This is a genomic window from Enterobacter cloacae complex sp. IR5412, assembly GCF_049237385.1.
In the GTDB taxonomy this organism is placed as follows: Bacteria; Pseudomonadota; Gammaproteobacteria; order Enterobacterales; family Enterobacteriaceae; genus Enterobacter; species Enterobacter intestinihominis.
This window is the reverse complement of record NZ_JBMKHQ010000001.1, coordinates 6,142-30,581: the sequence shown is the minus strand read 5'-3', so window position 1 is coordinate 30,581 and position 24,440 is coordinate 6,142. Positions and strand designations below refer to the sequence as shown.

Here is a 24,440-nt window from a genome sequence, read left to right as displayed (position 1 = left end):
CAAATGAGACCATTATACGAACAACTTAAACGTCAGCATTACTCTTCAAATCACACACGCGCGGGTTTTGCCTCGGGTGAACAGGTTTTTTCAGAAATTGGCTACGATTATTCGACGATGATCAAGCAACAACCGGCATACGAAAATACCTGTGCGGTAAGAATGAGCCTGGCATTGTTAAAATGCAATGTTGAATTTACAGGGCGTTTACCCATAAAGACCGGTCCCTATAAGGGAAAAACAATCGAGCCTGGCGCAAAATTACTTGCCGATCAGCTTTATAAATCCCATGTGTTTGGCAAGGCAGAAATCTTTAAAGACCGCGAGGCTGGTGCACGCTCAATGTTGGGCCGAAAAGGTGTTGTTTTCTTCAATAAAATTGATGGGTATGGGGGTGGTCATATCGACCTTATCGAGCCTCTGAGTAATAATTCGTTTATATGTAACTCCGATTGCTTTCCGTACTGTCAGGAAATCTGGTTTTGGGAATTAAAATAATTATATTCAGGTTTCTAAAGGCCGCATTTCTTTTGCTCACTTGCTTATCTTTTTCTGCTCGCGGTGACAACCCTTACGTTGATTTTTATCAGCAGCAAACATACCGGCAGGTGGTAAAAGATTTGGTCCTGGCGCGCTGCCTTGCGCAGGTTGCAGATAAAGGCAGTCAATTTTCTGCTGATGCGGCCCGCAGTGCGAGTGCATTTATTGAGTGGATACCGTTTGATGCTGAAAACGGTACTGACAAAGTTAACGCCATTATTGGGAAGTATAAAAACCAAATTAATGGTTTCCACTCGGAGCGCAAACCTGATGTAAAAGGCGTAACCTTAAATTGTCTACGTCTTTATCATAGCGACGAACTGAATAAACTGGTTCCGCAGCTCATCATTGGCGATCCTGATCGTACCTGGATTCAGGATAATCCGCAGTAGTAAAAGACTTCACATTCTTTCCGTTCATTCAGGGGGAATGTAAGACTGTCAAATGACACGGGTCGTTTGATATGAGGCAGAGGTAAAATATGGACGGTTTTATTCAGCCCCATGCTTTCCTGTTTGCCATATAAGGGCTTTTTCGAAAGCAATATTGTTCATCCACGAAGAGTAGATATTATGGCTATTGATATGTTTCTGAAGGTCGAGGGTGTTACGGGCGAATCTAAAGATTCTAACCACACCGGCTGGACTGACATTACCTCCTTCTCCTGGGGCGCGTCCCAGCCAGGTAATATGAGTGTGGGTGGTGGCGGCGGTGCCGGTAAAGTTAACTTTAACGATCTGCACGTTAACGCTCTGATCGACAAATCCACTACAGCAATCCTGAAACACTGCGCAAGCGGTAAACACCTGACCAAAGTTGAACTGTCCGTCTGCAAAGCGGGTGGTCAGCAGGTTGAATACACCCGCATCACCCTGGAAGACGTTCTCGTGACTTCTGTTCAGTACACCGGTGCAGACAACGGCGATACCGTTGGCGTGACCTATGCATTCCAGGCTGCGAAAGTGAAACAGCAGTACTGGGAGCAGACCACTGCCGGTGGTAAAGGTGCTGAAAGCAGCGCTGGCTGGAACATTAAAGAAAACAAAGAAGCGTAATTGTTCATCCATGACCGGGGAACCTCCCCGGTCATGATGATTGATTCCAAATATGTTGCAGGTGAATGATGATTAGAGAGTTAAACGTAATATCAATCGCATTAGCCTGTAGTGCTTGCATTTCACCACCTGCACAGTATAAGAAACTTTCTGTTACGTTAAAAAAACAAAATCCCTTGTTTTGATATCAGGCTGGATTCAAATTTTATTGGGCCTGTATCAGTTTACGCACCATCTGTAATGAAACGCGTTGGTAATCAATGGAAAACTATTAATTCTCATGACCAACTTCCAGCAATGCATATCTTGATTACAGAGGAGTGTATTCGTCTGAATGAGGTTGACTGGCGCAAAAGTGAGTATGATGTTGTATTGAAGATTGTCAATGAAAAAACTGCTATTCGATATGCTGCACGGTTAATATTAAAGAAAGGTATAAGTTGCGAGTTACTTTTAACGGCAAGTGAATGATATAATTTTCAAACCTCGGTGTTTTCGAGAGTGCATCGGCGTTTGAATGTTTATTTAATTATAAAATAATTAAACAATTCACCACTGCAAACTCTGGACAACTATGTGTGTTGATTAAAGGGTTTAAATATGACACATCGTTCAACCGTTAGCCCGGGCTACTGTGTGGTCCAACATCCTGGAACTTTAGATTATCAAGCTCGATTATTGTTTAATAATGTCAATAGCGAAGCCGCTAGATACTTTATGCAAATAAACAATGACACACCTTGGTTGAAACCAGGGCAGTTACTCATCGTGGCTGACCCAGACAACACGAATCAGTCATCGCAACTGAGTATTCTTTCCAGGGCAAAACAGAAAATTAACCATGCGCTGGCATCATTAAACACATCGGTTGCAGAGTATCTCCACGCTAATTATGACAATATTTCTGCATTGACTTCTTTAGGTGATAAACTAGCTGGGAATGCTGGTGATTTAGGTGAGAAATATTTCAGGCAAATTGAAAATATACTCATTAAAATTGAGAAGACTTATCAGAATCAGTTTATATCCCAAGGTTCTTTAATTGGTCAGCAGTTTTATATGGAAAGAAGGGCGTTATTCTCTCAGCTAAAACCTTTATTAAATAACGTAAGCAAGCTAACACTTAAGATTCAAACCTACGAAAATATTAAAAAAGCATTGAACTTATCAAGCCGCTCTATCGTCCATGAATGGAGTACGGTTGGTATCGGCGCGATCCCTGGATATTCAGATTATATTGTACGCTCTTCTCGCGCGGCTAGTATTATGAAAGCAGGGGGCTGGATCTCACTAGGTTTCTCTTTTTTGAATACTTCTAATGATGTTTATAAAGCCTGTACTGTCGATCGTGAAGATGAATGTGGAAAAGTTGCTGTTACTGAATATAGTAAGTTTGGTGGAGGTACGCTTGGTGCTGCGGGAGGAGCCTGGGCTGCGTCTTTAGGTACTGGCGCTCTTTGCGGTGCAATGGGAATACCTACGATGGGTACTGGTGCCCTTGTGTGTGGAATTGTTGTAGGACTAGGCGCTACTTCTGCGGGAGCCTGGATGGGTACTAAAGGAGGGGCTGAATTGGGTGAAGGGATTAGTAACTTGATTTTTTCTGGGGACGAATAAATGTATGGAGATTTGCGTTTAATATTGCTTTTATTGGTTTTTTTAGGACTGTTTGCTTCTTTGTGTTTTTATTTTTATTTTTATCGTAAATATTCCCTGGAGCTATCAAAATCATTTCATATTTTGAGTGATAAGCAATATTTAGATGTAAACGATTATCTTTTTTATGAACAACTTGGTCTTCCCGGATTTGCGCATCGTGTGTTCCTTATGAAAAGGATTTTGGCTGGAAAAGCCACAAAGCAAAATAGCAAAAAAAATCTCCCTCCGGAGGCAGAAGCATTAGTATCATCGATATACGATTTCTCATGGATAAAAATGTTTTACAGGATGACACTTTTTGTTGTCTTTCTGATGCTTCTATTGTTCTTATTGATTGCTACAGGACCCTAAAAGCATGTCATCTTTATGCCTGGCAAATATAACGTTATTGTTTCTTGTGCTTTTATTTATTAACGTTGTAATCATGGATGTTTACAGTTCTCGGTTTTTTAAAAAACACGAGTCAGATTATAAGTGGCTTCTCTCTGAATATCGCCAAAAAGGCTACGATCTCGATCTGGTGACAAATTACGCATCTTTTTTTGGCTCGCTGGCGAACTATCAAAAAATAATCTGGTTTGTTCGTCTTCGCAAAGGCGTGAAGATGAAATTTACCAAAGACAGAAATGTTCAGGATGATGCCTATAAATTCGTTCAGGCTTTACCGGAAGAGAGAATCGGCTGGATATTAAAACTTCATCGACGCTATAAAGTTCAGGCCTTACTTTTTACGCTATGGCTGCTTATCGGCATTATTTTCCTGAATGTAGTCAAATAGCTTTAATCAGCCCTTAACCCCCAAACCCCGCCGTTTTCACCCCCGAGAGCGGCAGCGTTTGAGCGCTAATCATACCAGCAGGAATACGCCATGCGATTCACGATTATTTCTACGAAACCCGGTCATCAGCCGCCGCAAAGCAGCTGTGATTTTTATGCCCCGGGCGGCACCATTGGGCGCGGTACGGATAACAATCTGGTGCTGCCGGACAATGACCGCACTATCTCGCGTTTGCAGGCCATCGTTCACGTCGACGCCAGCGGCGAATGTCGCGTCACGAACCGTGGCAGCGTCACCCGCGTGGTATTGAATGATATTCCGCTGGAGCGTGGGCGTCAGGTTGAGCTTCAGGATGGGGATATTCTCGGTATTGATGATTATCGCATTGAAGTCAGCGAACTCATTCATGACACCCAGCCCGTAAGCCGCATGGCGGCCAGCATGCAGCAGGCGCGCCCAGCGGCGACACCTGCTCCGGCGGCACAACCGAAACCGGCCAGCGCCGCGCCTCGCGGAAAAGCTGAACCTACGGCCGTGCCGTCGGAAATCTGGGACAGCCTGATGCAGGAGTTCTCCATCTCCGACAGCATCTCCAGCAATCGGGCAAAGCCACAGCCCGCGGCCTCCCACGACCCGTTCTCCCAGCCTGCGGCCCCGGAGCGGAATGCCGAAGACCCGCTGGCGATGTTCAACGATGCCGATCCGTCGCTTGAACGTAAAAACGTGGACCCGGACACGCTGTTCAGCGATGAAGCGTTGTTTAAAAAAGAGAGCATCTTTGACGATGTCACCCCTTCAACGCTGGTACAGCCGGACGAAAGCAAACCTGCCCAGCCAAAGGAAGAGGCGTCGGATGAACTCGATCCGTTAGCCCTGTTTGGCGGGTCGGCGAGCGCGCCTGCCGCGCGTCACGATGACCCCCTTGGCCTGATGGGCGGCGCGCCGTTAACCCATCCGGATGAAATCGTGGCTGATAAGCCGGAGCCAAAGCCTGAAGCGCAAGCCGCACAGGAAGAGGATGCGCTGGCCAGTTCACCGCTGTTCGATCCGGAACCGACTGAACCACAGGACGCGCCGCGCGCGGAAGAAGAGCCCGCGCGTCCCGATTACGCTGGCTTCACCATGCCAACGCCGCAGGCCGTGGCGCGCAGCAACGCGCAGGCACCGAAAGGCCGCCTGCGTATCGACCCGGTTAAAAACGCTGCATCGCCTGCTGCCTCAGCGCAGACCGGCGAGCGGGGCGAGGTGCTTCAGGGCGAACTGCTGGAGGCGCTGCTGGAGGGCATGGGCCTGAGCGAAATGCAGCCGGTGCCGCAGTTTGACCGGGAAAATATGCGTCAGCTGGGGCAGATCCTGGGCATGTTCTCGCAGGGAACCGTGGCGCTGCTCTCCTCGCGCTCCATTCTCAAGCGCGGGGTGAAGGCCGATATGACCATGGTGCTTGACGATGCCAACAACCCGTTCAAGCTGCTGCCAACCGGTAAAACGGTCCTGATCCAGATGTTCGGCACGCCGATGCCGGGCTTTATGCCGCCGACCAAATCGGTGCGTGATGCGCTGATTGATCTGCAGGCGCACCAGTTGGGGATGATCTCCGGTATCCGCGCCATTATCGCCGCCATGCTGCAATCCTTTAACCCGGAACAGCTGGAAGAGCAGGCGAAACAGAACGGAATGACGTCACGCCTGGCGCTGCCGGGCAGCCGTAAAGCCGCGCTGTGGGATTATTTTGTTCGCAGCTATGGCGAGACGGCGGGCGAGATTGAGGACGACTTCCACACCCTGTTTGGCGAAGCCTTCCTCCATGCCTATGACATGGAGGTCAATCAGTACAAAGACTCACAAAGCGGATCCGAAGAAAAATGAATATCGCAACGGCTTCTCTCTCCCGCCAGGGGACGCGCGCCAGCAACCAGGATCAGACGGGAGAAACCATCGGGGAACGTTCAGCCTGCTTTGTCGTCTGTGACGGCATTGCGGGCCTGCCGGGCGGCGAGGTGGCCGCTGAGCTGGCCCGCAACAGCATTATTTCCCGCTTTGACGGCGACAAGCACCTGAATGCGCAGCATATTCGTGACTACGTCCAAACGGCGAACCGCACCATCCTCAGCGAACAACAGGCCGTGCAGGACTATCGCCGGATGGGTACCACGCTGGTCAGCCTGTTTATCGACAGGGATTACCGTCTGGCTTACTGGGCGCACGCCGGAGACAGCCGCCTGTACCTGTTTCGCCGCGGCTGGCTGTGGCACGTCACCACCGACCACAGCCTGGTGCAGCAGATGAAAGATGCCGGGCATCAGACCGACGATCTCAACAGCAACCTCCTGTATCTGGCGCTGGGTATTGAGAATGGCGGACCGGAAGCGAGCTACAGCGATGTCGTGCAGGTTGAAGACGGTGATGCGTTTTTACTCTGCACCGACGGTTTCTGGCACGGCGTCAGCGAAGAGCAGATGAAACAGTCGCTGCACATGGTCAATACGCCACAGGAGTGGCTGACCTTGATGAACCAAATCATTCAAAAGAATGCTGAACAGGAGGGCAATGCTCAGGATAACTATACCGCCGTGGCGGTGTGGATGGGCAACCCTCAGGACACCACTTTGCTGCATACGCTCTCTGACGCAGCACAATTTCTTCCCTGCGGAACTGATTAGACACACAAGGATTGATATGAAACTTTGGCTATCGGGTTTGGCTCTTCTGACGGTGGCGACCACCGCACAGGCTGAAAACTTCCGCATCGTGCAGTCTCCTGCGCAGAAGCTGGATATCTGGATCGACAACATTAAAGACAATACGCCGCAAAGCTGGTGTAAGGCGGACGTGGCGCTGCGTATCGTGGCGAACGGCAAGAAAGAGGTTTCGGTGCTGGAAAACTTCGTGCCGCGCCTTGGCTCGCTGCTGGAGCACCAGTGTAGCAAACTGAATACCCTGAACTGGACGCTTAACGATCCGGAAGGCACGACGCTTGCCCGGGGCACAGCGGCTAAAGCGCAGGACTGGGCGCTGGTGGTGAAACAGCAGGAAACGGCGGCGGCAACGACTACCACCACCACCTCAGGCGCGCTGCTACCGCCTGACCAGAATCCGGAGACGCACACCGTGGCGGCAGATCGTACGCCATGGCAGGAGTTCACCCTTCAGGACGGTTGCCACCTGCGCACCTTCTGGGAGGGCGGTTCCTCCGCGCCAGCGCTGTTTATTCCCGATTCCGACACTACTCGCTGCGGCAACGGCAGCTGGCTCAGCGGCCACACCGTGGTGACGCAGAATCGTAACGGGACGCAGAAAGCGATTCCGGTCACCTACATTCACGGCTTCCCGGTGATGGGACTGAACAACGCGGTCGATCCTGAAAAGGCGCTGATTACCTCCGTTAACAAAGAGCGCATGGTCTTCAGCACCCCGAACAGCGATCAGAGCTGGATGATCCTGCCGTACGACAGCACCCTGAACGGCTGGAAGAGCAACGGCACGGTGGCGGTGGAAATCACCCGTGAGATCGCCAGCGACGACGCCAGACTCCAGGCGCGTATCGCAGAGGTGAAGAAGATCTGGAGCGCATGGGTTGCACCGGGCGCGGAGCTGAACGTTGTTCTGATTGACACGCTGCGTCCGCAGCTACGCGATCCGGCTGTGGGCGCCTGGCGCGCGGCGAATTAAGGAGGGGCTATGAATACGCTTTATCAACGTCTGGCGGGTGAGTCGATTAGCGACGCGCTGCTTCGCCTGGAAGCCGAAATCAAAGCTCGTCCGGCGGATGCCGATCTGCGCGCTGCGTTTGTGCAGTTTCTGATCCTCAGCGGCAACTGGGCGCGCGCCCTGACCCAGCTGAAAAGCTGGCTGGCGCTGAAGCCGCAGGCAAAACCAACCGTAACGCTGCTGGAGCAGGCCATTCAGGGTGAACAGCAGCGGGCGCGCGTGTTCGCGGGAGAGGTACGACCGGCAATGCCCGAGGCGCAGTGGCCGTGGCTGACGACGTTAGCCCAGGCGCTGACCGAAAGCGCAGGGCATGCGCAAACGCTGCGCCTGGCAGCACTCGAACAGGCCCCGGCAAGCCGCGGGCAGGTCACGCTGGAGAATGAAGAGAGCCACACCTTTGAATGGCTGATGGACGGCGATGCCCGTCTGGGGCCGGTGTGTGAAACCCTGGTCAACGGCCGCTATTTCTGGGTGCCGTTCTGCGCCATCGACACGATCCGTTTTCAGGCTCCGGCCAGCGTGACCGATCTGGTGTGGCGTCATGCGCTGGTCCGCCTCACGGACGGCACCGAGCAGGTGTGTCAGATCCCGGCGCGTTATCCGTTTGCTGACGGAGCGCCAGACAGCGTTAAGCTGGGGCGCACCACCGAGTGGCTTCCACTCGACGATGACGGCACCCTGTATGAAGGCATGGGGCAGAAAGCCTGGCTGAGCGAGCAAAGCGAAAGCCCGCTGCTCACCCTGAGCCTGGTGACGTTCGCCGCGGATGGCGCGGATGAGTAATCCCGCTGGCGAAGGCGATCTGCTGCGCAGCGGCTGGCAGGCCCGCAGCAGGCAGGAGAAAGTGGGGGCGCGCGACAAAATGCAGCCGTCACTGCTGGATCGCCTGACGGATAACGATCCGGAAAAAAAACGCGAGTCCGCCAACAGTAATCTGATTACCCACGCCGCGCTGCGTCGTAACGTCCTGCGGGATTTACAGTGGTTGTTTAACACCATTAACCACGATGCCTCCAGCGATCTGAGTGGTCTGACGCAGGTGAGCCGTTCTGTCGTTAACTTTGGCGTCGCGCCGCTGGCGGGGAAAAGAATGTCCGATATCGAATGGCACGACATTCAGCGCAAGCTCACCGAAGCGATTATTAACTTTGAACCGCGGATCCTGCCGCAGGGGCTTCAGGTTCGCTGCGTGTCCGATACCTCCTCATTAGATCTGCACAACGTGCTGTCTATCGAAATCAAAGGCCGCCTGTGGTGCGTACCGTATCCGCTGGAGTTTCTCTTTCGCACCGACGTCGATCTTGAGAACGGCCATTTTGAACTGAAGGATGCGGGGTAATTATGGAAAGCAAACTGCTCGAATATTACAACCGTGAACTGGCCTATCTGCGCGAGATGGGCGCGGAGTTCGCCGAACGCTACCCAAAAGTGGCGGGGCGGCTCGGCATGCGCGGCATCGAAGTGGCGGATCCGTACATAGAGCGCCTGATGGAAGGTTTCGCCTTCCTGACCTCCCGCGTGCAGATGAAAATGGACGCCGAATTTCCACGCTTTTCACAGCGTATGCTGGAGATGATTGCGCCAAATTATCTGGCGCCTACGCCGTCGATGGCGATCGCTGAAATTCAGCCCGACAGCAGCCGGGGCGACCTGAGCAAAGGCTTTATTGTGCCGCGCGGCACCATGATGGACAGCCTGGCGCTGAAAAAAACCGGCGTTACGTGCAGCTATACCACGGCGCACGAGGTCAACCTGCTGCCGTTAAAAATTGAGCGGATCGAGCTGGGCGGCGTTCCCGCCGATCTGCCGCTGGCCCAGCTCGGCCTGAGCCAGCGGGGGATCAGCAGCGCTTTACGGATCCGCATTGCCTGCGATGGCCCGCAGCATCTTGGGCATCTGGACTTTGACCGCCTGGAGTTCTTCTTAAGCGGCCCGGACATCGAGGCTCTGAAGCTGCTGGAGCTGGTGATGGAGCACCACGCGGGTATTGTCTGCCAGACGGTCAGCAAGCAGCCCCAGCGCCAGCTGCTGTCGTCTGACGCCCTGCGTCAGGAAGGCTTTGATGCGGATCAGGCGCTGCTCCCGGACGATCTGCGTAACTTCGACGGCTATCGCCTGTTGCAGGAGTACTTTGCGTTCCCGGCGCGTTTTCGCTTCATCAGCCTGAGCGGGCTGGGCAAGCTGATCCAGCGCTGCGAAGACGAAAAAGCGTTTGATATCTTCGTTCTGCTCGACAAGAGCGACGATCAGCTGGAGCGCGTGGTGGAAGCCAGCCACATGGCGCTGCACTGTACGCCGGTGATCAACCTGTTCCCGAAAGTGGCGGCCCGGCAGAAGCTGAGCGAAAGCCAGCATGAATACCATCTGGTGGTGGATAACATCCGCCCGCTGGATTATGAAATTTATGCTGTGAAAAAAATCTATGCCAGTGCGGATGGTCAGCGGGACGACCAGACGTTTCGTCCGTTCTGGAGTACCTGGAGCGGAGACGCGGGCAACTACGGCGCCTATTTTTCCCTGCGCCGTGAACAGCGCGTCCTCTCTGAACACGCGCTGCGCTACGGCACCCGCACGGGCTATATCGGCTCGGAGGTCTTCGTCTCGCTGGTGGATGCGCAGCACGCGCCGTGGCAGGAGAATTTGCGCTACATTTCCGCCGAGGTGCTGTGTACCAGCCGCGACCTGCCGCTGATGCTCCAGCAGGAGCTTGGGCAGTTTATTATGGCCGACTCCATGCCGGTGAAGGCGTTAACCCTGCGTAAAGGCCCGACGCCGCCGCGTCCGGCGCTGGCGGAAGGGTTCAGTACCTGGCGGCTCATCAGCCAGCTGCAAATGAACTACCTCAGCCTGATGGACAGCGAAAACGAAGAGGGCGCTGCCGCGCTGCGTCAGCTGTTAGGGCTGTACGCTAACCTCGCCGAGACGCCGGTTGCCCGTCAGGTGGATGGCGTTCGTCACTGCGTGCTGGAGCCGGTGCACCGCCGCGTGCCGGAACCCGGCCCGGTGGTGTTCGCCCGCGGGATCGGCATCACCCTGACGGTGGACGAACGCGCCTTTTCCGGTGCCAGCCCGTGGCTTTTCGGCAGCGTGCTGGAACGCCTTTTTGCCCGCCTGGTCTCCATCAACAGCTTTACGGAGTTCACGCTCAAGAGCCAGCAGCGCGGCGAAATCGGCTACTGGGCGCCGCGCATGGGTAAAAGGGCGCTGGTATGAGTGAAGTTGCCCCTGCAACGCTGCGCGTGCATCGCCTGACGCCGCTGCCCGATGCGTTCTGGCGCGGAGTGTGCGAGACGCCGTGGCGCTACGATCTGTTTCAGCTGTTAAGACGTATTGATGCCCAGGGCGGTGAACGTTACCCGCTGGGGCGCGCGCCGCTGCCTAAATTTGAGCCGCTGCGTATTGGTCAGCAGCCTTCAATGGGGTTTGCGCCGTCAACGGTTGCCGAGGTCCGGCAGCGGGAAGAGACCGGACTGCATGAGGTTTCCATTCTGAGCTTCGGCCTGTTTGGTCCTAACGGCCCGCTGCCGGTGCACATGACCGAGTATGCCCGCGAGCGTATTCATCATCATCAGGATCACAGCCTCAGCGCGTTTGCCGACCTCTTTCACCACCGCCTGACGCTGCTGTTTTACCGCGCCTGGGCGGACGCGCAGCCTGCCGTTTCACTGGATCGCGACGACAACAGGCGCTTCGAAGGGTATCTTGCATCGCTGATTGGCATGGGTCAGCCCGGCCAGATGTCGAAAGGCAGCCTGAGCCCGCATGCCCGCTTTACTCACGCCGGGCACCTGACCCGCCACGGGCGGGACCCGGAAGGGCTGGAGAAGATCCTGCGCAACTATTTCAACATTCCGGTCAGGTTGGTGGCCAATGTACCGCAGTGGATGCCGCTCTCAACGCGGGAGCAGGCACAGCTGGGTGAGGGGCGTCGCCTGCCGCGCATGGGGGAGTCCGCTTTTCTCGGCATTGCGGTACGTGACGTGCAGCATAAATTTCGTCTTGAGATTGGCCCGTTGAGCGCAGACGAATACAACCGTTTTCTGCCGGGCGAAGGGTGGGTCACCGAGCTGCGCGACTGGGTGCGACAGTACGCCGGGGTGGAATTTGAATGGGAAACACGGGTGATCCTGCGCGCCGATGCGGTGCAGGGCACCACGCTCGGCAGCGCCGGGCGATTAGGGTACAACACCTGGCTGGGCCTTCAGCCTCAGCCTGTTCCGCGTGGCGATCTGGTGTATCGCGCAGAGCGATAATCCTTCCGTATACCGAATCATTGTTAATGGAAACTAACATGTCAGAAATTAGCCGTGCCGTGCTTTTCGGCAAACTGGATACGCTGTTATTTACCTCTCTGGAAAGCGCGACTGCCTTCTGTAAGCTGCGCGGCAACCCGTACGTTGAGCTGGTGCACTGGCTGCATCAGCTGATGCAGCAGCAGGATGGCGATCTGCAACAGGTCATCCGTCACTTCGCCCTTGATGAACAGCAGCTGACGCGCGATATCGTGGCGGCTCTGGATGCCCTGCCGCGTGGCGCGAGTTCCGTCTCTGATCTTTCCGAGCATATCGACAGCGCTGTCGAGCGCGCCTGGGTCTACGGCTCGCTGAAGTTTGGCGTCAGCCGCATCCGCGGCGGCCATTTGTTGATCGGCATACTGAAAACGTGGAATCTGGCTAACGTGCTGAAAAGTATTTCGGCGCAGTTCACCCGTCTTAACGTCGAGGTGCTGATCGAGCAGTTCGACGCTATTTGCGCCAGCAGCAAAGAGAGCCAGCAGGCCGCCGCCGCTGCGGACGCAGCTGCCGGGGCAGTACCGGCTGCGCAGGGCACGCTGGCGCAGTATGGTCAGGATCTGACGGCGCGCGCCCGGGATGGGAAAATTGACCCGGTGGTGGGGCGCGATGAAGAGATCCGCCAGATGGTCGATATTCTGATGCGTCGTCGCCAGAACAACCCCCTGCTGACCGGGGAAGCTGGCGTCGGGAAAACGGCGGTGGTGGAAGGGCTGGCGCTGCGTATCGCTGACGGCGACGTGCCTGAGCCGCTGCAAAACGTTCAGCTGTGGCTGCTGGATATCGGCATGCTTCAGGCCGGAGCGGGCATGAAAGGGGAATTTGAGGCGCGCCTCCAGGCGCTGATTAACGAGGTGCAGTCCAGCGCCACGCCGATTATTCTGTTTATCGATGAGATCCACACCCTGATTGGCGCTGGCGGCCAGCAGGGTACCGGTGATGCCGCTAACCTGCTCAAGCCTGCCCTGGCGCGTGGGCAACTGCGCACCATCGGCGCGACCACCTGGGCGGAATACAAAAAATACATTGAGAAAGATCCGGCGCTGACCCGCCGTTTCCAGACCGTACAGGTTCACGAGCCGGATGAAGCGAAAGCTGTATTGATGCTGCGCAGCACCGTGTCGCCGCTGGAAACTCATCATCAGGTTTTACTCCTCGACGAAGCGGTCAGCGCGGCGGTGAAACTGTCGCATCGCTATATTCCTGCGCGTCAGCTGCCGGATAAAGCGGTGGCGCTGCTGGATACCGCCTGCGCGCGCGTGGCCGTCAGCCAGAGCGCGCCGCCTGCCCAGCTGGAAGACTGCCTGCGTCATCTGGCGGCCCTGGACGTGGAGCTGGAGATTGCCGAACGCGAAGCGCGCGTGGGGGCGGGCGATCCGGCGCGCGTGGCGACATTAAGCGCCGAACGTGACGCGTTCGAAACCCAACGCGAGGCCCTGGCTAGTCGCTGGGAAGAAGAGCGCACGCGGGTGCAGGAAATTATCCGTCTGCGTGCCGCACTGTTTGCGGCGAGTGATGAGGATACGGCTGAACTGCGCGGCCAGCTGGCAGAACAGCAGCAGGCGCTGAAGACCTTACAGGGTGACGAACCGCTGCTGTTTGCGGCGGTCGATGAAAACGTGGTGGCTGCGGTGGTTTCGGACTGGACCGGGATCCCGCTGGGCCGGATGGTGAAAAATGAGATCGACGCGGTGCTGAACCTGGCTGATACGCTGAACCAGCGGGTTATTGGTCAGCGTCACGGTCTGGATCTGATTGCCCGTCGGGTAAAAACCTCGCGGGCGAAGCTTGACGATCCGAACAAACCGGTCGGCGTATTTATGCTCTGCGGGCCGTCCGGCGTGGGCAAAACCGAAACCGCGCTGGCGCTGGCGGAGTCGCTTTACGGCGGCGAGCAGAACGTCATTACCATCAACATGAGTGAATTCCAGGAAGCGCACACCGTTTCGACGTTAAAAGGTGCGCCTCCGGGCTATGTGGGCTATGGTGAAGGCGGCGTCTTAACCGAGGCCGTGCGCCGCCGTCCCTACAGCGTGGTGCTGCTGGACGAAATTGAAAAAGCGCACCCGGACGTGCACGAGATCTTCTTCCAGGTCTTCGACAAGGGCTGGATGGAGGATGGCGAAGGGCGTCACATTGATTTCCGTAACACCATTATTATTCTGACCTCTAACGTCGGTACCGAGCTGATCGCAGCCATGTGTGCCGACCCGGAACTGATGCCGGATCCTGATGCGTTAAGCGGCGCCCTGCGCCAGCCGCTGCTGGAGGTGTTCCCGCCTGCGCTGCTGGGCCGCCTGCTGGTGGTGCCGTATTACCCTCTGAGCGACGAGATGCTGGGGCAGATTGTGCGTCTTCAGCTCAGGCGCATTCAGCGTCGTCTGGAAGAGAATCACAATATTATTTCTGAATTTGACGACAGCGTGGTCGAACAGATTGTTCAGCGCTGTACCGAGGTTGAGTCGGGCGGGCGTATGGTGGATGCGATTCTGACCAATACGTTGCTGCCTCAGATGAGCCAGATTTTACTTACCGCCAGCCGCAGCGACGAGCAATACCGACGTCTGCATGTCACCTGCGAGCAGGGCGAGTTCCACTGTCAGTTTGCCGCGTAATAATCATCAAGAGAACTGTAAAAGATGACGGATAATGATAACAATCGGACTGTCCCAAACGCGCTCCCGGTCGGGTACCGTTTCAATGAGTTTGAGATAAAAGAGGTGATTGGCGGCGGCGGATTCGGCATCGTCTATCGCGCATGGGATCACCAGCTCGAACGCACTATCGCTATCAAAGAGTTTATGCCTTCCTCCCTCGCCGTGCGCGGCGAGGATATGACGCTGGTGCTGCGCAGCGAGCGCTTCGGCAAAGCGTTTTCTGCCGGTCTGAACAGCTTCATCCAGGAAGCCCGCCTGCTGGCGCGCTTTAACCACCCGAACCTGCTGCACGTGCTGCGCTTCTGGGTGCAAAACGACACGGCCTATATGGGGACGCTGTTTTACAGCGGCACCACGCTGTCGCGTCTGCGCGAAGAGAAACCGGAGCTGATTAACGAGGCGTGGATCCGCCGCATGCTGCCAATGCTCTTCGGCGCCATCAAAACGATCCACGATGAGGGCTACCTGCACCGCGACATCTCGCTGGATAACATTCAGATTCAGGATAACGGCCTGCCGGTGCTGCTTGATTTCGGATCGGCGCGCCGCACCATCGGTAATCTCTCGGATGAGACGGAAACCATGCTGCGTCCGGGGTTCGCGCCTATCGAGCAGTATACCGACGACAATGAAAGCGAGCAGGGGCCGTGGACGGATATCTACGCGCTCGGCGCCGTATTGCGCACCCTCATCGTCGGCTCTCCGCCGCCGGTCAGCGTGGTGCGTTCGATTCAGGACACTTGCAAACCGCTGGTGGAGCTGATGCCGCAGGGGTATTCCATTCCGCTGCTTCAGGCCATCGACAAGGCGCTGGCGCTGCATATGGAAGACCGTCCGCAATCCATCGAGGAGTTTGCGGCGCTGATCGAGATGCCCGTCGCCGGTATCGACGAGGTGCTGACCGCGAAGAAGACCGGCACGATGCTGGTGCCGGTGGAAGAGGAGACATCTGCTTCCGCGCTGGACTGGCGACGTTACAAGCTTCCGGGGCTGGTGGCCGCGGGCGTGCTGGTTGGGGTGGTTGCCGGTGCGATGCTGTTCGGCGGCGGCAGCCAGGAAACGCCAGCGCAGACGGCGCAAACCCCTGCCGTGAGCCCTCCGGCTGAAACCTCCGCCGCAGCGGAAACCAGACCAGCAACGGCCGACGTGAGCGAGCCGGTAGCGCCACCTGCTACGGCGCAGCAGAGTGCGTCGCCTGTCGACGCCAGCCCGGTCGCGCTGGTCTATATCCGCATGCTTGATGGCGAGACGCTGAAGGTGAACGGCGAGCCGAAAGCGCTGCGTCCGGGGAATAACGGTTACGCATCGCTGAAATTGCCTGCGGGCGAGACCCGCATTGAACTGGAAGGCAATGGAAGAACGCGTACCCAGACGCTGGATATTGCGAAGCCAGGCACCTGGCTGGTGAATCCGTAAGCCTGCGGGTAACAGGACGGAGCGAATGTATAACATCAAGTTTGTCTATCTGTTCCACGAGAACGTCTCGCCAGCGCTGTTTGCGAAAATAATCCGCCCGTCCGTTGCCGGACAGTGGATTATGTCGGTTCCCGACCATTCGCTGCGCTCGTTCTTCACGCGCTACGATCTGCTGCGCACGATCACCGGTGCGAATCCTTATCAGTCCGGGCGCGATACCCGCACGCTGATCGCGCAGGATTTAGAGATGGGCAGAGTGGTTGCCATTGACGAAAGTTTTCGTGACTGGTCATCAGTAACGGAAATTTTTTATATCAACGCCAAAGGGCAACTCCAGGCTGCCTCGCTGGTCGGCCTGGGCTGGTATCCGGTGAGTACGATTGTTGACCGCTACGAAACCATGGTGAGAACGTACGGATCTCGCCCTGCGCCAACGGTACTGCCAAAACAGGTAGTGAAATCTAAAACGGCACAGGTGCCGGATGAACCTACTCCCGGCAAGGACGGTAAAACCTATGCCGGGCAGCTTCAGAATATGACCAAAGCAGAACGCTGGCAGGCGCGTAAGGATCTGATTGCGAAGGGGAGCAATAGCCTTTATCCGGATGCCCAGATCGCCGCGAAACGTCTGGCAGCGAATAATATCGCGGTGGAAAAAGCGAAGCTTGCGGAAAATATTTATAAGACCGTGAACCCGCTGGAAACCACACCGGGCGTGCCGGAGGGATGGACAGATATCAGTAATGACGATGCGCTGTTAGGAAAGTTCGGGCTGAACAAATCCATGCTCTTTGACGATGATACGTCCCCCAATTTTCTGGCGCGCGTCTATCAACCGAAGCCGGAAGTGTTTGGTGCAGATATGAACCCCACGCTGGTATTCAGGGGATCGCGCGAGCCTGGTTTCGCCTCTCTGTCTGAGAATGTCTCCTCTCTACTGACCAAAGGGGAACTGGCGCCGGTGGTAAACGGGGCTGACTGGTCGAATAACTTCTCACAGGGCATGGGTATGGCTTCAGATTATTATAAAAAGGCCGTGAGTATCGGTAAGGAGCTGGCAAGGTCAGGGCAGAATATTGATATTGCCGGTCATTCCCTTGGCGGTGGTCTCGCCTCTGCAACCTCTATGGGCAGCGGGAAAGCGGGGTGGACGTTTAACGCCGCCGGCCTCAATGCCGGAACCGTAGAAAAATACGGCGGTAAGATATTAGGCAGTACGGATAATATCCAGGCGTATCGGGTTGAAGGTGAACTGCTGACGAAGATTCAGGAAGTTAACCCCTGGGAAGATCTGAAAACGATGAAAGGGCATGTCCCTTCGTGGATCCTCAAAGAGGAAATCTCTGCGCTGAGCCCTAATGCTGCCGGAATACCCCATGATCTTCCCGGTGGAACCGGAAGCGCGCTGGACCGCCACGGAATTAATCAAGCGATTGATTGCATAGAGCAACAGAAGGATGAGGATATTTCGATAATCGGGAGTCGATTGTGAAAAAAGGGTTGATGGCTTTTGTCGCGTTATGTTTTTTATTCATGATTCAGGGGTGTAAGCAGGATATGGACCTTAATCCACAGGACTACTTCAGCGGCCAGCAGCTTGAACTGGCGAAAGCGATTGAGGAAGGCGACGTCGATGCGGTGAAGACGCTTGCGCCAGACAGCGACCTTAATCAACCAGGAAAGCAGGATATGACCCTGCTTTTCTGGGCCCTTGGCAACGCAATTAATGATAAAAAAACGTCGAGCCATTTAAAGGTGATTACGTTGCTAGTTAAGGATGGCGCAGATCCGCTCCAGCCTCGACCGCAGGGAAAAAGCAGTCCTGCTGAATTTGCCCTAAAGGGAGACAGTGCGGACTGGATCGACGCGATGCTGGACGGTGGCCTCTCACCCAACGTGAAAGATAAGGTGTTCCACGAACCGATCGTCTTCCAGTCGCTTAAAGCGAAAAATACAGAGACGCTGGAAGCCATGCTCGATCGCGGTGCTGACGTCAACTCAACCAACTCACTGGGTAAAACGCTGGTGTTTGATGCGCTGGATAACCAGGCTTACGATCATGTCTTGTTGCTGCTCGATCGGGGAGCGGATCCGTCAATTAAGGCCAAAAATGGCTGGTCGATGAGCAATGCGCTCGCGGACGCGCTGAATGGACTTGAGCGAGGCAGTGAGCAATACGAGAAATTAAACGAAATAAAAGAGAAACTCATCCAGAAGGGGGGCGAATGGCCACCCGCGCCGGTTAAGTGATAGCTCAACTGTCATGAACGCCAGAGATAAGGTTTTCGTTTTCTGGGGATGCATGGATGCCCTGGCCATTGTGCTCTATTGTGCCCAGTCCGTGCGACATGACAGGATCCCTTTTATTTCCGATATACACGCCTTCAGTACGGTTGTGAACACGCTGTCTGCTGGTGGGTATAGCGCTCTGGTTATTCTTTTCTTTATTCTCGATTTCTTGTTGTTGCTCTCTTTTATTGCCTCAGCATGGTGCTTCTTCGCCCGGAATTTATACGCGAGCAGACTGGCGCTCTACCAGGAAATACTGCGTCTGGTTGGATTTCGCTACTCAGTTTCCCTTTTCCCCATGGTGTTAAGTTTCACGGGCGTGATGAATGTCTGGCTAAATGGATTTTTACTCATTTTGTCAGAGTTTCTGAAAATCTATTCCCTGTGGATTTATAAATATGAAGGGGAAAGGCCCCCGGTTAAAGAGTAAGACGGCCAATAACCAGAACATTCACGTTTAAAAAAGCATTTCGTTAAAAATATTCTCAGCATAAACCATTACGGAATAAAGATTATGCTCAACCGAATTACCGTTCAGCTCCCGGTTGAGGGGCTGCTTTTCTGGAAACTCTCCGGCCGCGAGGCGATGTCGGAGTCGTTCGCGCTGACGCTGACCCTGCTCGGCACGGATGCGCGCCTTGACCGCAGCAGGCTGCTCGGCCAGCCGGTCACAGTGACCATCCCCACGCAGAGCCTGCTTACTCCCCGCTATATCAACGGTAAGGTGACGCGCGTGGCGGTGAGTGCCGTGGAGCTGACGGGCACCCGCTATGCGGTCTACCAGCTGACTGTAGAGCCGGACCTGTGGCCGATGAAGCGCGACCGTAACCTGCGGATTTTCCAGGGCCAGACGGTACCACAGATTGTCAAAACCCTGCTGGGTGAGCATCAGGTTAACCTCGAAGACAAACTCACCGGCAGCTACCGGGTGTGGGACTACTGCGTGCAGTATCAGGAGTCGAGCCTGGACTTCATCAGCCGCCTGATGGAGCTGGAGGGGATTGCGTATCACTTCAGCCACGAGGCGGACAAGCACACCCTGGTACTGACCGACGCCGCGACGCAGCATCAGCCGTTCAGCGGCTATGAGGTCATTCCTTACCATCAGACGCCGTCCGGCGGCAGTACGGATGAAGAGGGCATCAGCCAGTGGGCGCTGGAGGACAGCGTGACGCCGGGGATTTACAGCCTCGATGATTACGACTTCCGCAAGCCGAACGCGTGGCTGTTCCAGGCGCAGCAGAACCCGGCGTCACCGAAACCGGGCAGCATCGACGTGTACGACTGGCCGGGGCGCTTTGTGGAGACAGGCCATGCGGAGTTCTACGCCCGTATCCGTCAGGAGCGCTGGCAGGTGGAGCATCAGCAGATTCAGGCGACGGCCACGGCGGCGGGCATTGCGCCGGGCCACATCTTTACCCTGACCAACGCGCCATTCTTCAGCGATAACGGCGAGTATCTGGTGACGGCGGCGGGTTACCACTTCGAGGAGAACCGATACGCGAGCGGCGAGGGGGAAACCATTCACCGCACCGATTTCACCGTTATCCCGGCGGCGGTGTCGTACCGTCCGGCGCAGAGCACGGCGTGGCCGCGGACCTACGGCCCGCAGACGGCGAAAGTCGTGGGGCCGCAGGGGGAGAGTATCTGGACGGACAAATATGGCCGCGTGAAGGTGAAGTTCCACTGGGACCGTCTGGCGAAGGGTGACGACACCAGTTCCTGCTGGGTGCGTGTCTCCAGCGCATGGGCGGGCCAGGGCTACGGCGGGGTGCAAATCCCGCGCGTGGGCGATGAGGTGGTGGTGGACTTTATCAACGGTGACCCGGACCGACCGATTATCACCGGCCGCGTGTATAACGAAGCCAGCATGCCGCCGTGGGCGCTGCCGGCTGCGGCAACGCAGATGGGCTTTATGAGCCGCACGAAAGACGGTTCCGTGGACAACGCCAACGCCCTGCGCTTTGAGGACAAGGCGGGCGCAGAGCAGGTGTGGATCCAGGCCGAGCGTAATATGGACACCAGCGTTAAAAATGATGAAACGCACAGCGTCGGGGGCGCGCGCAGCCATTACGTGAAGAAAAATGAGCTGCATCGTGTTGAAGCGAACCAGATCCAGGCCGTGAAAGGCGGAACCGAGATCCTGACGGGAAGAGGCAAGCTGGATGCAGCGGTAGAGCAGTATGTCATTGCTTCCGGGACCAAGCTGCGGCTGGTCTCGGGTGAGAGTGCTATTGAGCTTAACGCTAACGGCAAAATTAACCTGATTGGCAAAGAGTTTAACTTTTTCGTGGAAGGGGATGGTTATATCACCACGGGTGGTAAGCTGCATCTGAATACCTCGGGAACCAAGCCGGGCACAACGGCACCGGGATCGGGGCATAAAGGGGATATTGATGCGGCGGTGCAGGAGAAGTTTGCGCCGGGAAAGGAGAGTAAGGCAGGTGCGGCTGCAAGCGCGCCTGCCGAAACCTCTAAAACTGCAACACCCCCATCATCAGGTGTGCCTTCAAGCGGATATGGTAAGGATGTGGATGGTCTTGTAGACAAATCACCAACCATGAAAAATGACATTGCGACTTTAAAGAAACGAGGCTGGACATTCGAAGAGGGTGAAGCAGGCAAGGGAACGTTTGCTAATCGTCAAACGCGAGTTATTACCGTTGATAAAAATGAGCTTGGTAATCCGAAGGCTGTTGTTCAGTCTCTGTCGCATGAAAGTGGCCACGCGTTATATGAACCTAACATTGATGTTTCATCGCGCGATGCCTACCTGAACAGTGCACTTAGTGATGAAGGCGCTGCAACACTGAATAATATCCGGGTGCAGCGTGAAATCCTGGCCAATAAGGGAGGGGATATCGGTATTGCAGGCAATCCAGCAAATCAGACACAATATAATCGTATCTATGATTCTCTCGAACGTGGGGCTATAAAGGAAAGTGAAGCGCGTACGCAGATAGGCCGTATCTTTGGCAAAGGCGAACAAACGTCTACCACAGGGCAATATTACGAAGATTATTATGGCGGTTGGTATGATAAAAATTATCCATAGTATAAAAACGGGTGCGGTGCTTGCGGCTTTATTAACGACGGGAATGGCAGGAGGTAACATGCAAAAACAGGATCTTTGGCAGTTCATTGCAGAAATGAGCGCATCACTCAAAACGTTGTCCGTTAACAGTCTGGATAACGCTCCGTTGTCATTCAAGCTAACGAAACAGAATGAATATATCAATTTCTACAATGCCGACGATATCCAACTGGCGGATGGAACGAACATTACTGCAATTGATTTACGTTTAAGCAAAGAAAGTGAAGGTATGGCACCGTTACTGAATTTTTCACCGTCCGGCCAGTGCATCACTCTCGACACGGTTAAAAAACATTATCCGCAACTGACGTTAACTGATTATCCACGAGGCCGTTCGGAGAACGAAGTGACCAGTTATACAGCGCCAAAGGATATGAATGGACAAAAAGTAAGCTTCAGTTTCACAGTAAAAAAAACTGACTGCTTGGGTGGGGTCGCTATTAGCGCTGACTAAAAATGCTTATTTCATTACTCACCGCTTTTTAGAGTGGTGAGTAGCATAATATTTATCCAGCAAATGACGATTAACGTGAAAAAACGCCTTTCTGTCTCTCTTTTTTTTACCCTCATGTCTACCTTTCTGAGCAGTTATGAAGTAGTAGCTCACACTATGCCGCCCAGTCTGGCTAAAAAGGATTTTTCTCTACAGATAAAAGACCAGATTGTGGCACTGGGCGATAGGTGGACTCCTGAGATTGCGCGTAAAATTGCAGTTTCAGTGGAAGGTAGTTTTGTCGGTGAGGTTCCTTTTGACGGAACGAGCTATAAATTCTACCAGCATCAGAAGACTGGGTTAAAAATATTCAGTTCCAATCTCTGGTGGGATAAAACCGAGCGAAGTGTTGACGATTATATTGTGGCGCAGATTACGCTAACTGCTACGGATGGCAAAACAGCTCGCGGGATCCATATTGGTTCAACATTAAATGAACTTAATAAAGCATATGGTGCTGGCCAGGTCGAAAATGATTCAGGGGAGCAGTGGGTTTCCTATAAATTGGGTAAAAAATTACTCTTTTTGAGGTGAAAGACAGTAAGGTTGTAAAAATAACAATGAATTACGATAATGATTCTTTAGAGTGATTTATGACCAAGAAATTTCTGGCAGTCGTATTGTTCACTGCTTTATGGGCAGGCGTAGTTGAAACGTCATCTGCGCTTGAATTATCGCAATACAATAACCTCAATACGGTTAGTCACATCGTTAACGACAGTGAAGTGACAGACAATCTCAGGAAGACGCTGGGAAATCATTACCAGACCTTTATTGATAACTTTGATGTCTTCGGTGAACCGCATACCACCACAGGTGGAGGATTGTTTGTCGAAGGCTGGCTAAAGGATCTCTACCAGGAGAATGCGTCAGCGCTGGTCATCGATCCTGACGGCAAAATCTTTGCGGCCTGGGTGGTTCCGGAGTCGGACGTCATTCATTACCAGTCTTCTGATAATAGCCCGGTTATTCATGCCGATATTCAGCAATGGGCTGCCAGATTCAATGCTTTGCATTTTGCAACGAACATCCAGGCAGGTCTCGCGTTTGACGGGGACTGGGCTGGCGAATTCGAGAACGACTCGACGTTAACACTGCGGTTAGCTGAATCAGGCAACCGGATCACCGGCTCTTATTGCTATATCTCCCAGAGAGGAAACCGCATAGATTGCCCTGAAGATGATGAGCAAAATCTTAGCGGTACGATCGCTGGCAATCGTGTCAACGTTGAGTTCAACTCATCATTTGGCAGCGTAGGCGGTCGGGCTGTTCTGGAAATAAAGGGGAGTGAGATGGAATGGCGTTTAGTTACTCCTCCTCAAAAAGGAAATTATTATGCTCCGCAGCGTTATACGTTACGTAAAGCCGCTTCGGTTCAAAACGCTGAAACCAGAAAACTGGACACCGAAAGGTTCGCTATTTCTCTTATAAATAAGTGCGGTCATTTTGATAGCGAATGTGACCAGATGGTCTATCTCGGCGTGCGCAAAAGCGATAACAGTACGATCTCCTTAAGGGGAAAAACGTTGCACGACTCCGCAGGTAAAATAATCGGCTCAACGTACAAGAATGGCGAGACCGTTTACACCGTAACGTATGCACCTGTGAAATTGGTTGTCAGCAAAGGCAGTCATGTTTTAGTCGAACAGTCAGGCCAGTGGCTTAAATAACTATACAGCCAGCCAAAAGGCCAGCACGGATTGGCCTCTTTTGTTTCTCACAATATTAATCATCCCGAGTTCACTTATGAAATACACCCTCCAGGAAGGTTCGTTTTCCCTTTTTCCTGCCGCCTGGCAGGATAACAGCATGAACATCATTCGTGATGACGAGAGCGGATTATCCGTGGTGGTCAGCCGCGGCGTTATCCCGGATGGCAGCAATTACGAACAAGAGTTTCACCGCCAGTGGGATGTGCTGCGCCCTCAGATGGGTGAGATCGCCCAGAGCGAATTTCAGCACGTAAAAGCCGGGCCTGACGGAAAAATTAACGGGCTGGAAGTTGAGACCACCTTTGACCGTAACGGCCAGCGCCTGTGGCAAAAACAGCTTGCCGTGCAGACGCCGGACAAACCGGTACTGATGATTTTTACCCTCTCGGCCTTAAAAGCCTTTACGGAAGAGGACGAGGCGCGCTGGAGCGCACTGAAGCAAAGTCTGACGCTAAACGACAACCGGAATGTGTAAGGCATGAGCGATAACAACGCGGCCCGTAAGGGCGACGAGATTATTCACTCCAGCATTTTTGCTGATATAACCAGCATTGTGGCGGAAGGTGCCGCCTATGCGGTGATTGGCGCGGCGGTGGGGGCAGCAGCTACCGTGGCGGCGCCACTGCTGGGAGCCGGGGCGGCAGCCGCAGGCGTGGCGGCGATCGGATCCAGCTGTCTGCTGAGCGGCATTATTGGGGGTGTCCTGGCGAACGTTGCGGGGATCACCGACGATATCAGCAACGCCGC

At 54.4% G+C, this 24,440-nt stretch carries 25 protein-coding genes; all 25 read left to right on the top strand.

What is annotated here, in order from left to right; all coding sequences use genetic code 11:
• Positions 1 to 3: 3 nt before the first annotated feature.
• Complete coding sequence (locus tag ACOTX2_RS00155; protein WP_063147829.1) at positions 4 to 498, top strand: T6SS effector amidase Tae4 family protein; 495 nt, start codon at positions 4 to 6, stop codon at positions 496 to 498.
• Positions 483 to 932 carry a T6SS amidase immunity protein Tai4 family protein gene (locus ACOTX2_RS00150; protein WP_063147830.1) on the top strand — a complete coding sequence of 150 codons (450 nt, stop codon included), beginning with the start codon at positions 483 to 485 and terminating at the stop codon, positions 930 to 932. Before ACOTX2_RS00155 ends, ACOTX2_RS00150 begins: the two co-directional genes overlap by 16 nt.
• 180 nt (positions 933 to 1,112) lie before the next feature.
• Entirely contained in the window at positions 1,113 to 1,595 is a 483-nt protein-coding gene (locus ACOTX2_RS00145; RefSeq protein WP_014884229.1) for an Hcp family type VI secretion system effector, read from the top strand.
• Positions 1,596 to 1,835: 240 nt separating this feature from the next.
• Positions 1,836 to 2,066 (top strand): hypothetical protein, encoded by a 231-nt coding sequence (locus ACOTX2_RS00140; protein WP_123906481.1) that lies wholly within the window; start codon positions 1,836 to 1,838, stop codon positions 2,064 to 2,066.
• 129 nt (positions 2,067 to 2,195) lie between these two features.
• Positions 2,196 to 3,212 (top strand): hypothetical protein, encoded by a 1,017-nt coding sequence (locus ACOTX2_RS00135; RefSeq protein ID WP_023306455.1) that lies wholly within the window; start codon positions 2,196 to 2,198, stop codon positions 3,210 to 3,212.
• Complete coding sequence (locus ACOTX2_RS00130) at positions 3,213 to 3,605, top strand: hypothetical protein (RefSeq protein WP_032628301.1); 393 nt, start codon at positions 3,213 to 3,215, stop codon at positions 3,603 to 3,605. It begins immediately after the preceding gene.
• 73 nt (positions 3,606 to 3,678) lie between these two features.
• The gene (locus tag ACOTX2_RS00125) at positions 3,679 to 4,032 is read left to right on the top strand and encodes a hypothetical protein (protein ID WP_226856357.1); all 354 of its coding nucleotides are present in this window, start codon (positions 3,679 to 3,681) and stop codon (positions 4,030 to 4,032) included.
• Between the two features lie 90 nt (positions 4,033 to 4,122).
• Complete coding sequence (tagH, locus tag ACOTX2_RS00120) at positions 4,123 to 5,898, top strand: type VI secretion system-associated FHA domain protein TagH (RefSeq protein WP_032624080.1); 1,776 nt, start codon at positions 4,123 to 4,125, stop codon at positions 5,896 to 5,898.
• Entirely contained in the window at positions 5,895 to 6,692 is a 798-nt protein-coding gene (locus ACOTX2_RS00115; RefSeq protein ID WP_003859969.1) for a PP2C family protein-serine/threonine phosphatase, read from the top strand. Before tagH ends, ACOTX2_RS00115 begins: the two co-directional genes overlap by 4 nt.
• A 16-nt stretch (positions 6,693 to 6,708) precedes the next feature.
• Positions 6,709 to 7,701 (top strand): hypothetical protein, encoded by a 993-nt coding sequence (locus ACOTX2_RS00110; protein WP_063147832.1) that lies wholly within the window; start codon positions 6,709 to 6,711, stop codon positions 7,699 to 7,701.
• Between the two features lie 9 nt (positions 7,702 to 7,710).
• Positions 7,711 to 8,523: a type VI secretion system accessory protein TagJ gene (locus ACOTX2_RS00105; protein ID WP_022648404.1), complete on the top strand. Its 813-nt coding sequence runs from the start codon at positions 7,711 to 7,713 to the stop codon at positions 8,521 to 8,523.
• On the top strand, positions 8,516 to 9,079 hold the full coding sequence (gene tssE / locus ACOTX2_RS00100; RefSeq protein ID WP_015570336.1) for a type VI secretion system baseplate subunit TssE: 564 nt from the start codon (positions 8,516 to 8,518) through the stop codon (positions 9,077 to 9,079). The genes ACOTX2_RS00105 and tssE overlap by 8 nt, the downstream gene beginning before the upstream one ends.
• Positions 9,080 to 9,081: 2 nt before the next feature.
• Positions 9,082 to 10,953, top strand: coding sequence for a type VI secretion system baseplate subunit TssF (gene tssF, locus ACOTX2_RS00095; protein ID WP_063146339.1), 1,872 nt, complete (start codon positions 9,082 to 9,084; stop codon positions 10,951 to 10,953).
• Entirely contained in the window at positions 10,950 to 11,993 is a 1,044-nt protein-coding gene (tssG, locus tag ACOTX2_RS00090; protein ID WP_063147833.1) for a type VI secretion system baseplate subunit TssG, read from the top strand. The genes tssF and tssG overlap by 4 nt, the downstream gene beginning before the upstream one ends.
• 38 nt (positions 11,994 to 12,031) lie before the next feature.
• Positions 12,032 to 14,647: a type VI secretion system ATPase TssH gene (gene tssH, locus ACOTX2_RS00085; RefSeq protein WP_038416229.1), complete on the top strand. Its 2,616-nt coding sequence runs from the start codon at positions 12,032 to 12,034 to the stop codon at positions 14,645 to 14,647.
• Between the two features lie 24 nt (positions 14,648 to 14,671).
• On the top strand, positions 14,672 to 16,105 hold the full coding sequence (locus ACOTX2_RS00080) for a serine/threonine protein kinase (protein ID WP_023306450.1): 1,434 nt from the start codon (positions 14,672 to 14,674) through the stop codon (positions 16,103 to 16,105).
• Between the two features lie 25 nt (positions 16,106 to 16,130).
• Complete coding sequence (locus ACOTX2_RS00075) at positions 16,131 to 17,597, top strand: hypothetical protein (protein WP_063147834.1); 1,467 nt, start codon at positions 16,131 to 16,133, stop codon at positions 17,595 to 17,597.
• A gap of 11 nt (positions 17,598 to 17,608) precedes the next feature.
• On the top strand, positions 17,609 to 18,355 hold the full coding sequence (locus ACOTX2_RS00070; RefSeq protein ID WP_063146375.1) for an ankyrin repeat domain-containing protein: 747 nt from the start codon (positions 17,609 to 17,611) through the stop codon (positions 18,353 to 18,355).
• Between the two features lie 52 nt (positions 18,356 to 18,407).
• Positions 18,408 to 18,824, top strand: coding sequence for a hypothetical protein (locus ACOTX2_RS00065; protein WP_223862212.1), 417 nt, complete (start codon positions 18,408 to 18,410; stop codon positions 18,822 to 18,824).
• Between the two features lie 84 nt (positions 18,825 to 18,908).
• Positions 18,909 to 21,449 carry a type VI secretion system Vgr family protein gene (locus tag ACOTX2_RS00060; protein ID WP_063147835.1) on the top strand — a complete coding sequence of 847 codons (2,541 nt, stop codon included), beginning with the start codon at positions 18,909 to 18,911 and terminating at the stop codon, positions 21,447 to 21,449.
• Complete coding sequence (locus ACOTX2_RS00055; protein ID WP_046619505.1) at positions 21,430 to 21,942, top strand: hypothetical protein; 513 nt, start codon at positions 21,430 to 21,432, stop codon at positions 21,940 to 21,942. Before ACOTX2_RS00060 ends, ACOTX2_RS00055 begins: the two co-directional genes overlap by 20 nt.
• A gap of 75 nt (positions 21,943 to 22,017) precedes the next feature.
• Entirely contained in the window at positions 22,018 to 22,515 is a 498-nt protein-coding gene (locus ACOTX2_RS00050) for a hypothetical protein (protein ID WP_232944562.1), read from the top strand.
• Positions 22,516 to 22,574: 59 nt separating this feature from the next.
• Positions 22,575 to 23,651: a hypothetical protein gene (locus ACOTX2_RS00045; RefSeq protein WP_063147836.1), complete on the top strand. Its 1,077-nt coding sequence runs from the start codon at positions 22,575 to 22,577 to the stop codon at positions 23,649 to 23,651.
• 76 nt (positions 23,652 to 23,727) lie between these two features.
• A complete protein-coding gene (locus ACOTX2_RS00040; RefSeq protein ID WP_045308288.1) occupies positions 23,728 to 24,168 on the top strand; it encodes a DcrB-related protein in 441 nt (146 codons plus the stop codon).
• A gap of 3 nt (positions 24,169 to 24,171) precedes the next feature.
• A partial coding sequence (locus tag ACOTX2_RS00035) for a hypothetical protein (RefSeq protein ID WP_421625865.1) occupies positions 24,172 to 24,440 on the top strand: 269 nt, incomplete at its 3' end.

Bases quoted from the DNA above. Each gene is read 5' to 3' on its own strand.
- ACOTX2_RS00115 (WP_003859969.1), top strand. From the start codon at position 5,895: ATGAATATCGCAACGGCTTCTCTCTCCCGCCAGGGGACGCGCGCCAGC.
- ACOTX2_RS00075 (WP_063147834.1), top strand. From the start codon at position 16,131: ATGTATAACATCAAGTTTGTCTATCTGTTCCACGAGAACGTCTCGCCA.
- ACOTX2_RS00155 (WP_063147829.1), top strand. From the start codon at position 4: ATGAGACCATTATACGAACAACTTAAACGTCAGCATTACTCTTCAAAT.
- tssF (WP_063146339.1), top strand. From the start codon at position 9,082: ATGGAAAGCAAACTGCTCGAATATTACAACCGTGAACTGGCCTATCTG.
- ACOTX2_RS00145 (WP_014884229.1), top strand. From the start codon at position 1,113: ATGGCTATTGATATGTTTCTGAAGGTCGAGGGTGTTACGGGCGAATCT.
- ACOTX2_RS00055 (WP_046619505.1), top strand. From the start codon at position 21,430: ATGATAAAAATTATCCATAGTATAAAAACGGGTGCGGTGCTTGCGGCT.
- tagH (WP_032624080.1), top strand. From the start codon at position 4,123: ATGCGATTCACGATTATTTCTACGAAACCCGGTCATCAGCCGCCGCAA.
- ACOTX2_RS00105 (WP_022648404.1), top strand. From the start codon at position 7,711: ATGAATACGCTTTATCAACGTCTGGCGGGTGAGTCGATTAGCGACGCG.
- ACOTX2_RS00060 (WP_063147835.1), top strand. From the start codon at position 18,909: ATGCTCAACCGAATTACCGTTCAGCTCCCGGTTGAGGGGCTGCTTTTC.
- ACOTX2_RS00065 (WP_223862212.1), top strand. From the start codon at position 18,408: ATGGATGCCCTGGCCATTGTGCTCTATTGTGCCCAGTCCGTGCGACAT.
- tssE (WP_015570336.1), top strand. From the start codon at position 8,516: ATGAGTAATCCCGCTGGCGAAGGCGATCTGCTGCGCAGCGGCTGGCAG.
- ACOTX2_RS00070 (WP_063146375.1), top strand. From the start codon at position 17,609: ATGGCTTTTGTCGCGTTATGTTTTTTATTCATGATTCAGGGGTGTAAG.
- ACOTX2_RS00140 (WP_123906481.1), top strand. From the start codon at position 1,836: ATGAAACGCGTTGGTAATCAATGGAAAACTATTAATTCTCATGACCAA.
- ACOTX2_RS00040 (WP_045308288.1), top strand. From the start codon at position 23,728: ATGAAATACACCCTCCAGGAAGGTTCGTTTTCCCTTTTTCCTGCCGCC.
- tssH (WP_038416229.1), top strand. From the start codon at position 12,032: ATGTCAGAAATTAGCCGTGCCGTGCTTTTCGGCAAACTGGATACGCTG.
- tssG (WP_063147833.1), top strand. From the start codon at position 10,950: ATGAGTGAAGTTGCCCCTGCAACGCTGCGCGTGCATCGCCTGACGCCG.
- ACOTX2_RS00045 (WP_063147836.1), top strand. From the start codon at position 22,575: ATGACCAAGAAATTTCTGGCAGTCGTATTGTTCACTGCTTTATGGGCA.
- ACOTX2_RS00130 (WP_032628301.1), top strand. From the start codon at position 3,213: ATGTATGGAGATTTGCGTTTAATATTGCTTTTATTGGTTTTTTTAGGA.
- ACOTX2_RS00110 (WP_063147832.1), top strand. From the start codon at position 6,709: ATGAAACTTTGGCTATCGGGTTTGGCTCTTCTGACGGTGGCGACCACC.
- ACOTX2_RS00135 (WP_023306455.1), top strand. From the start codon at position 2,196: ATGACACATCGTTCAACCGTTAGCCCGGGCTACTGTGTGGTCCAACAT.
- ACOTX2_RS00080 (WP_023306450.1), top strand. From the start codon at position 14,672: ATGACGGATAATGATAACAATCGGACTGTCCCAAACGCGCTCCCGGTC.
- ACOTX2_RS00125 (WP_226856357.1), top strand. From the start codon at position 3,679: ATGGATGTTTACAGTTCTCGGTTTTTTAAAAAACACGAGTCAGATTAT.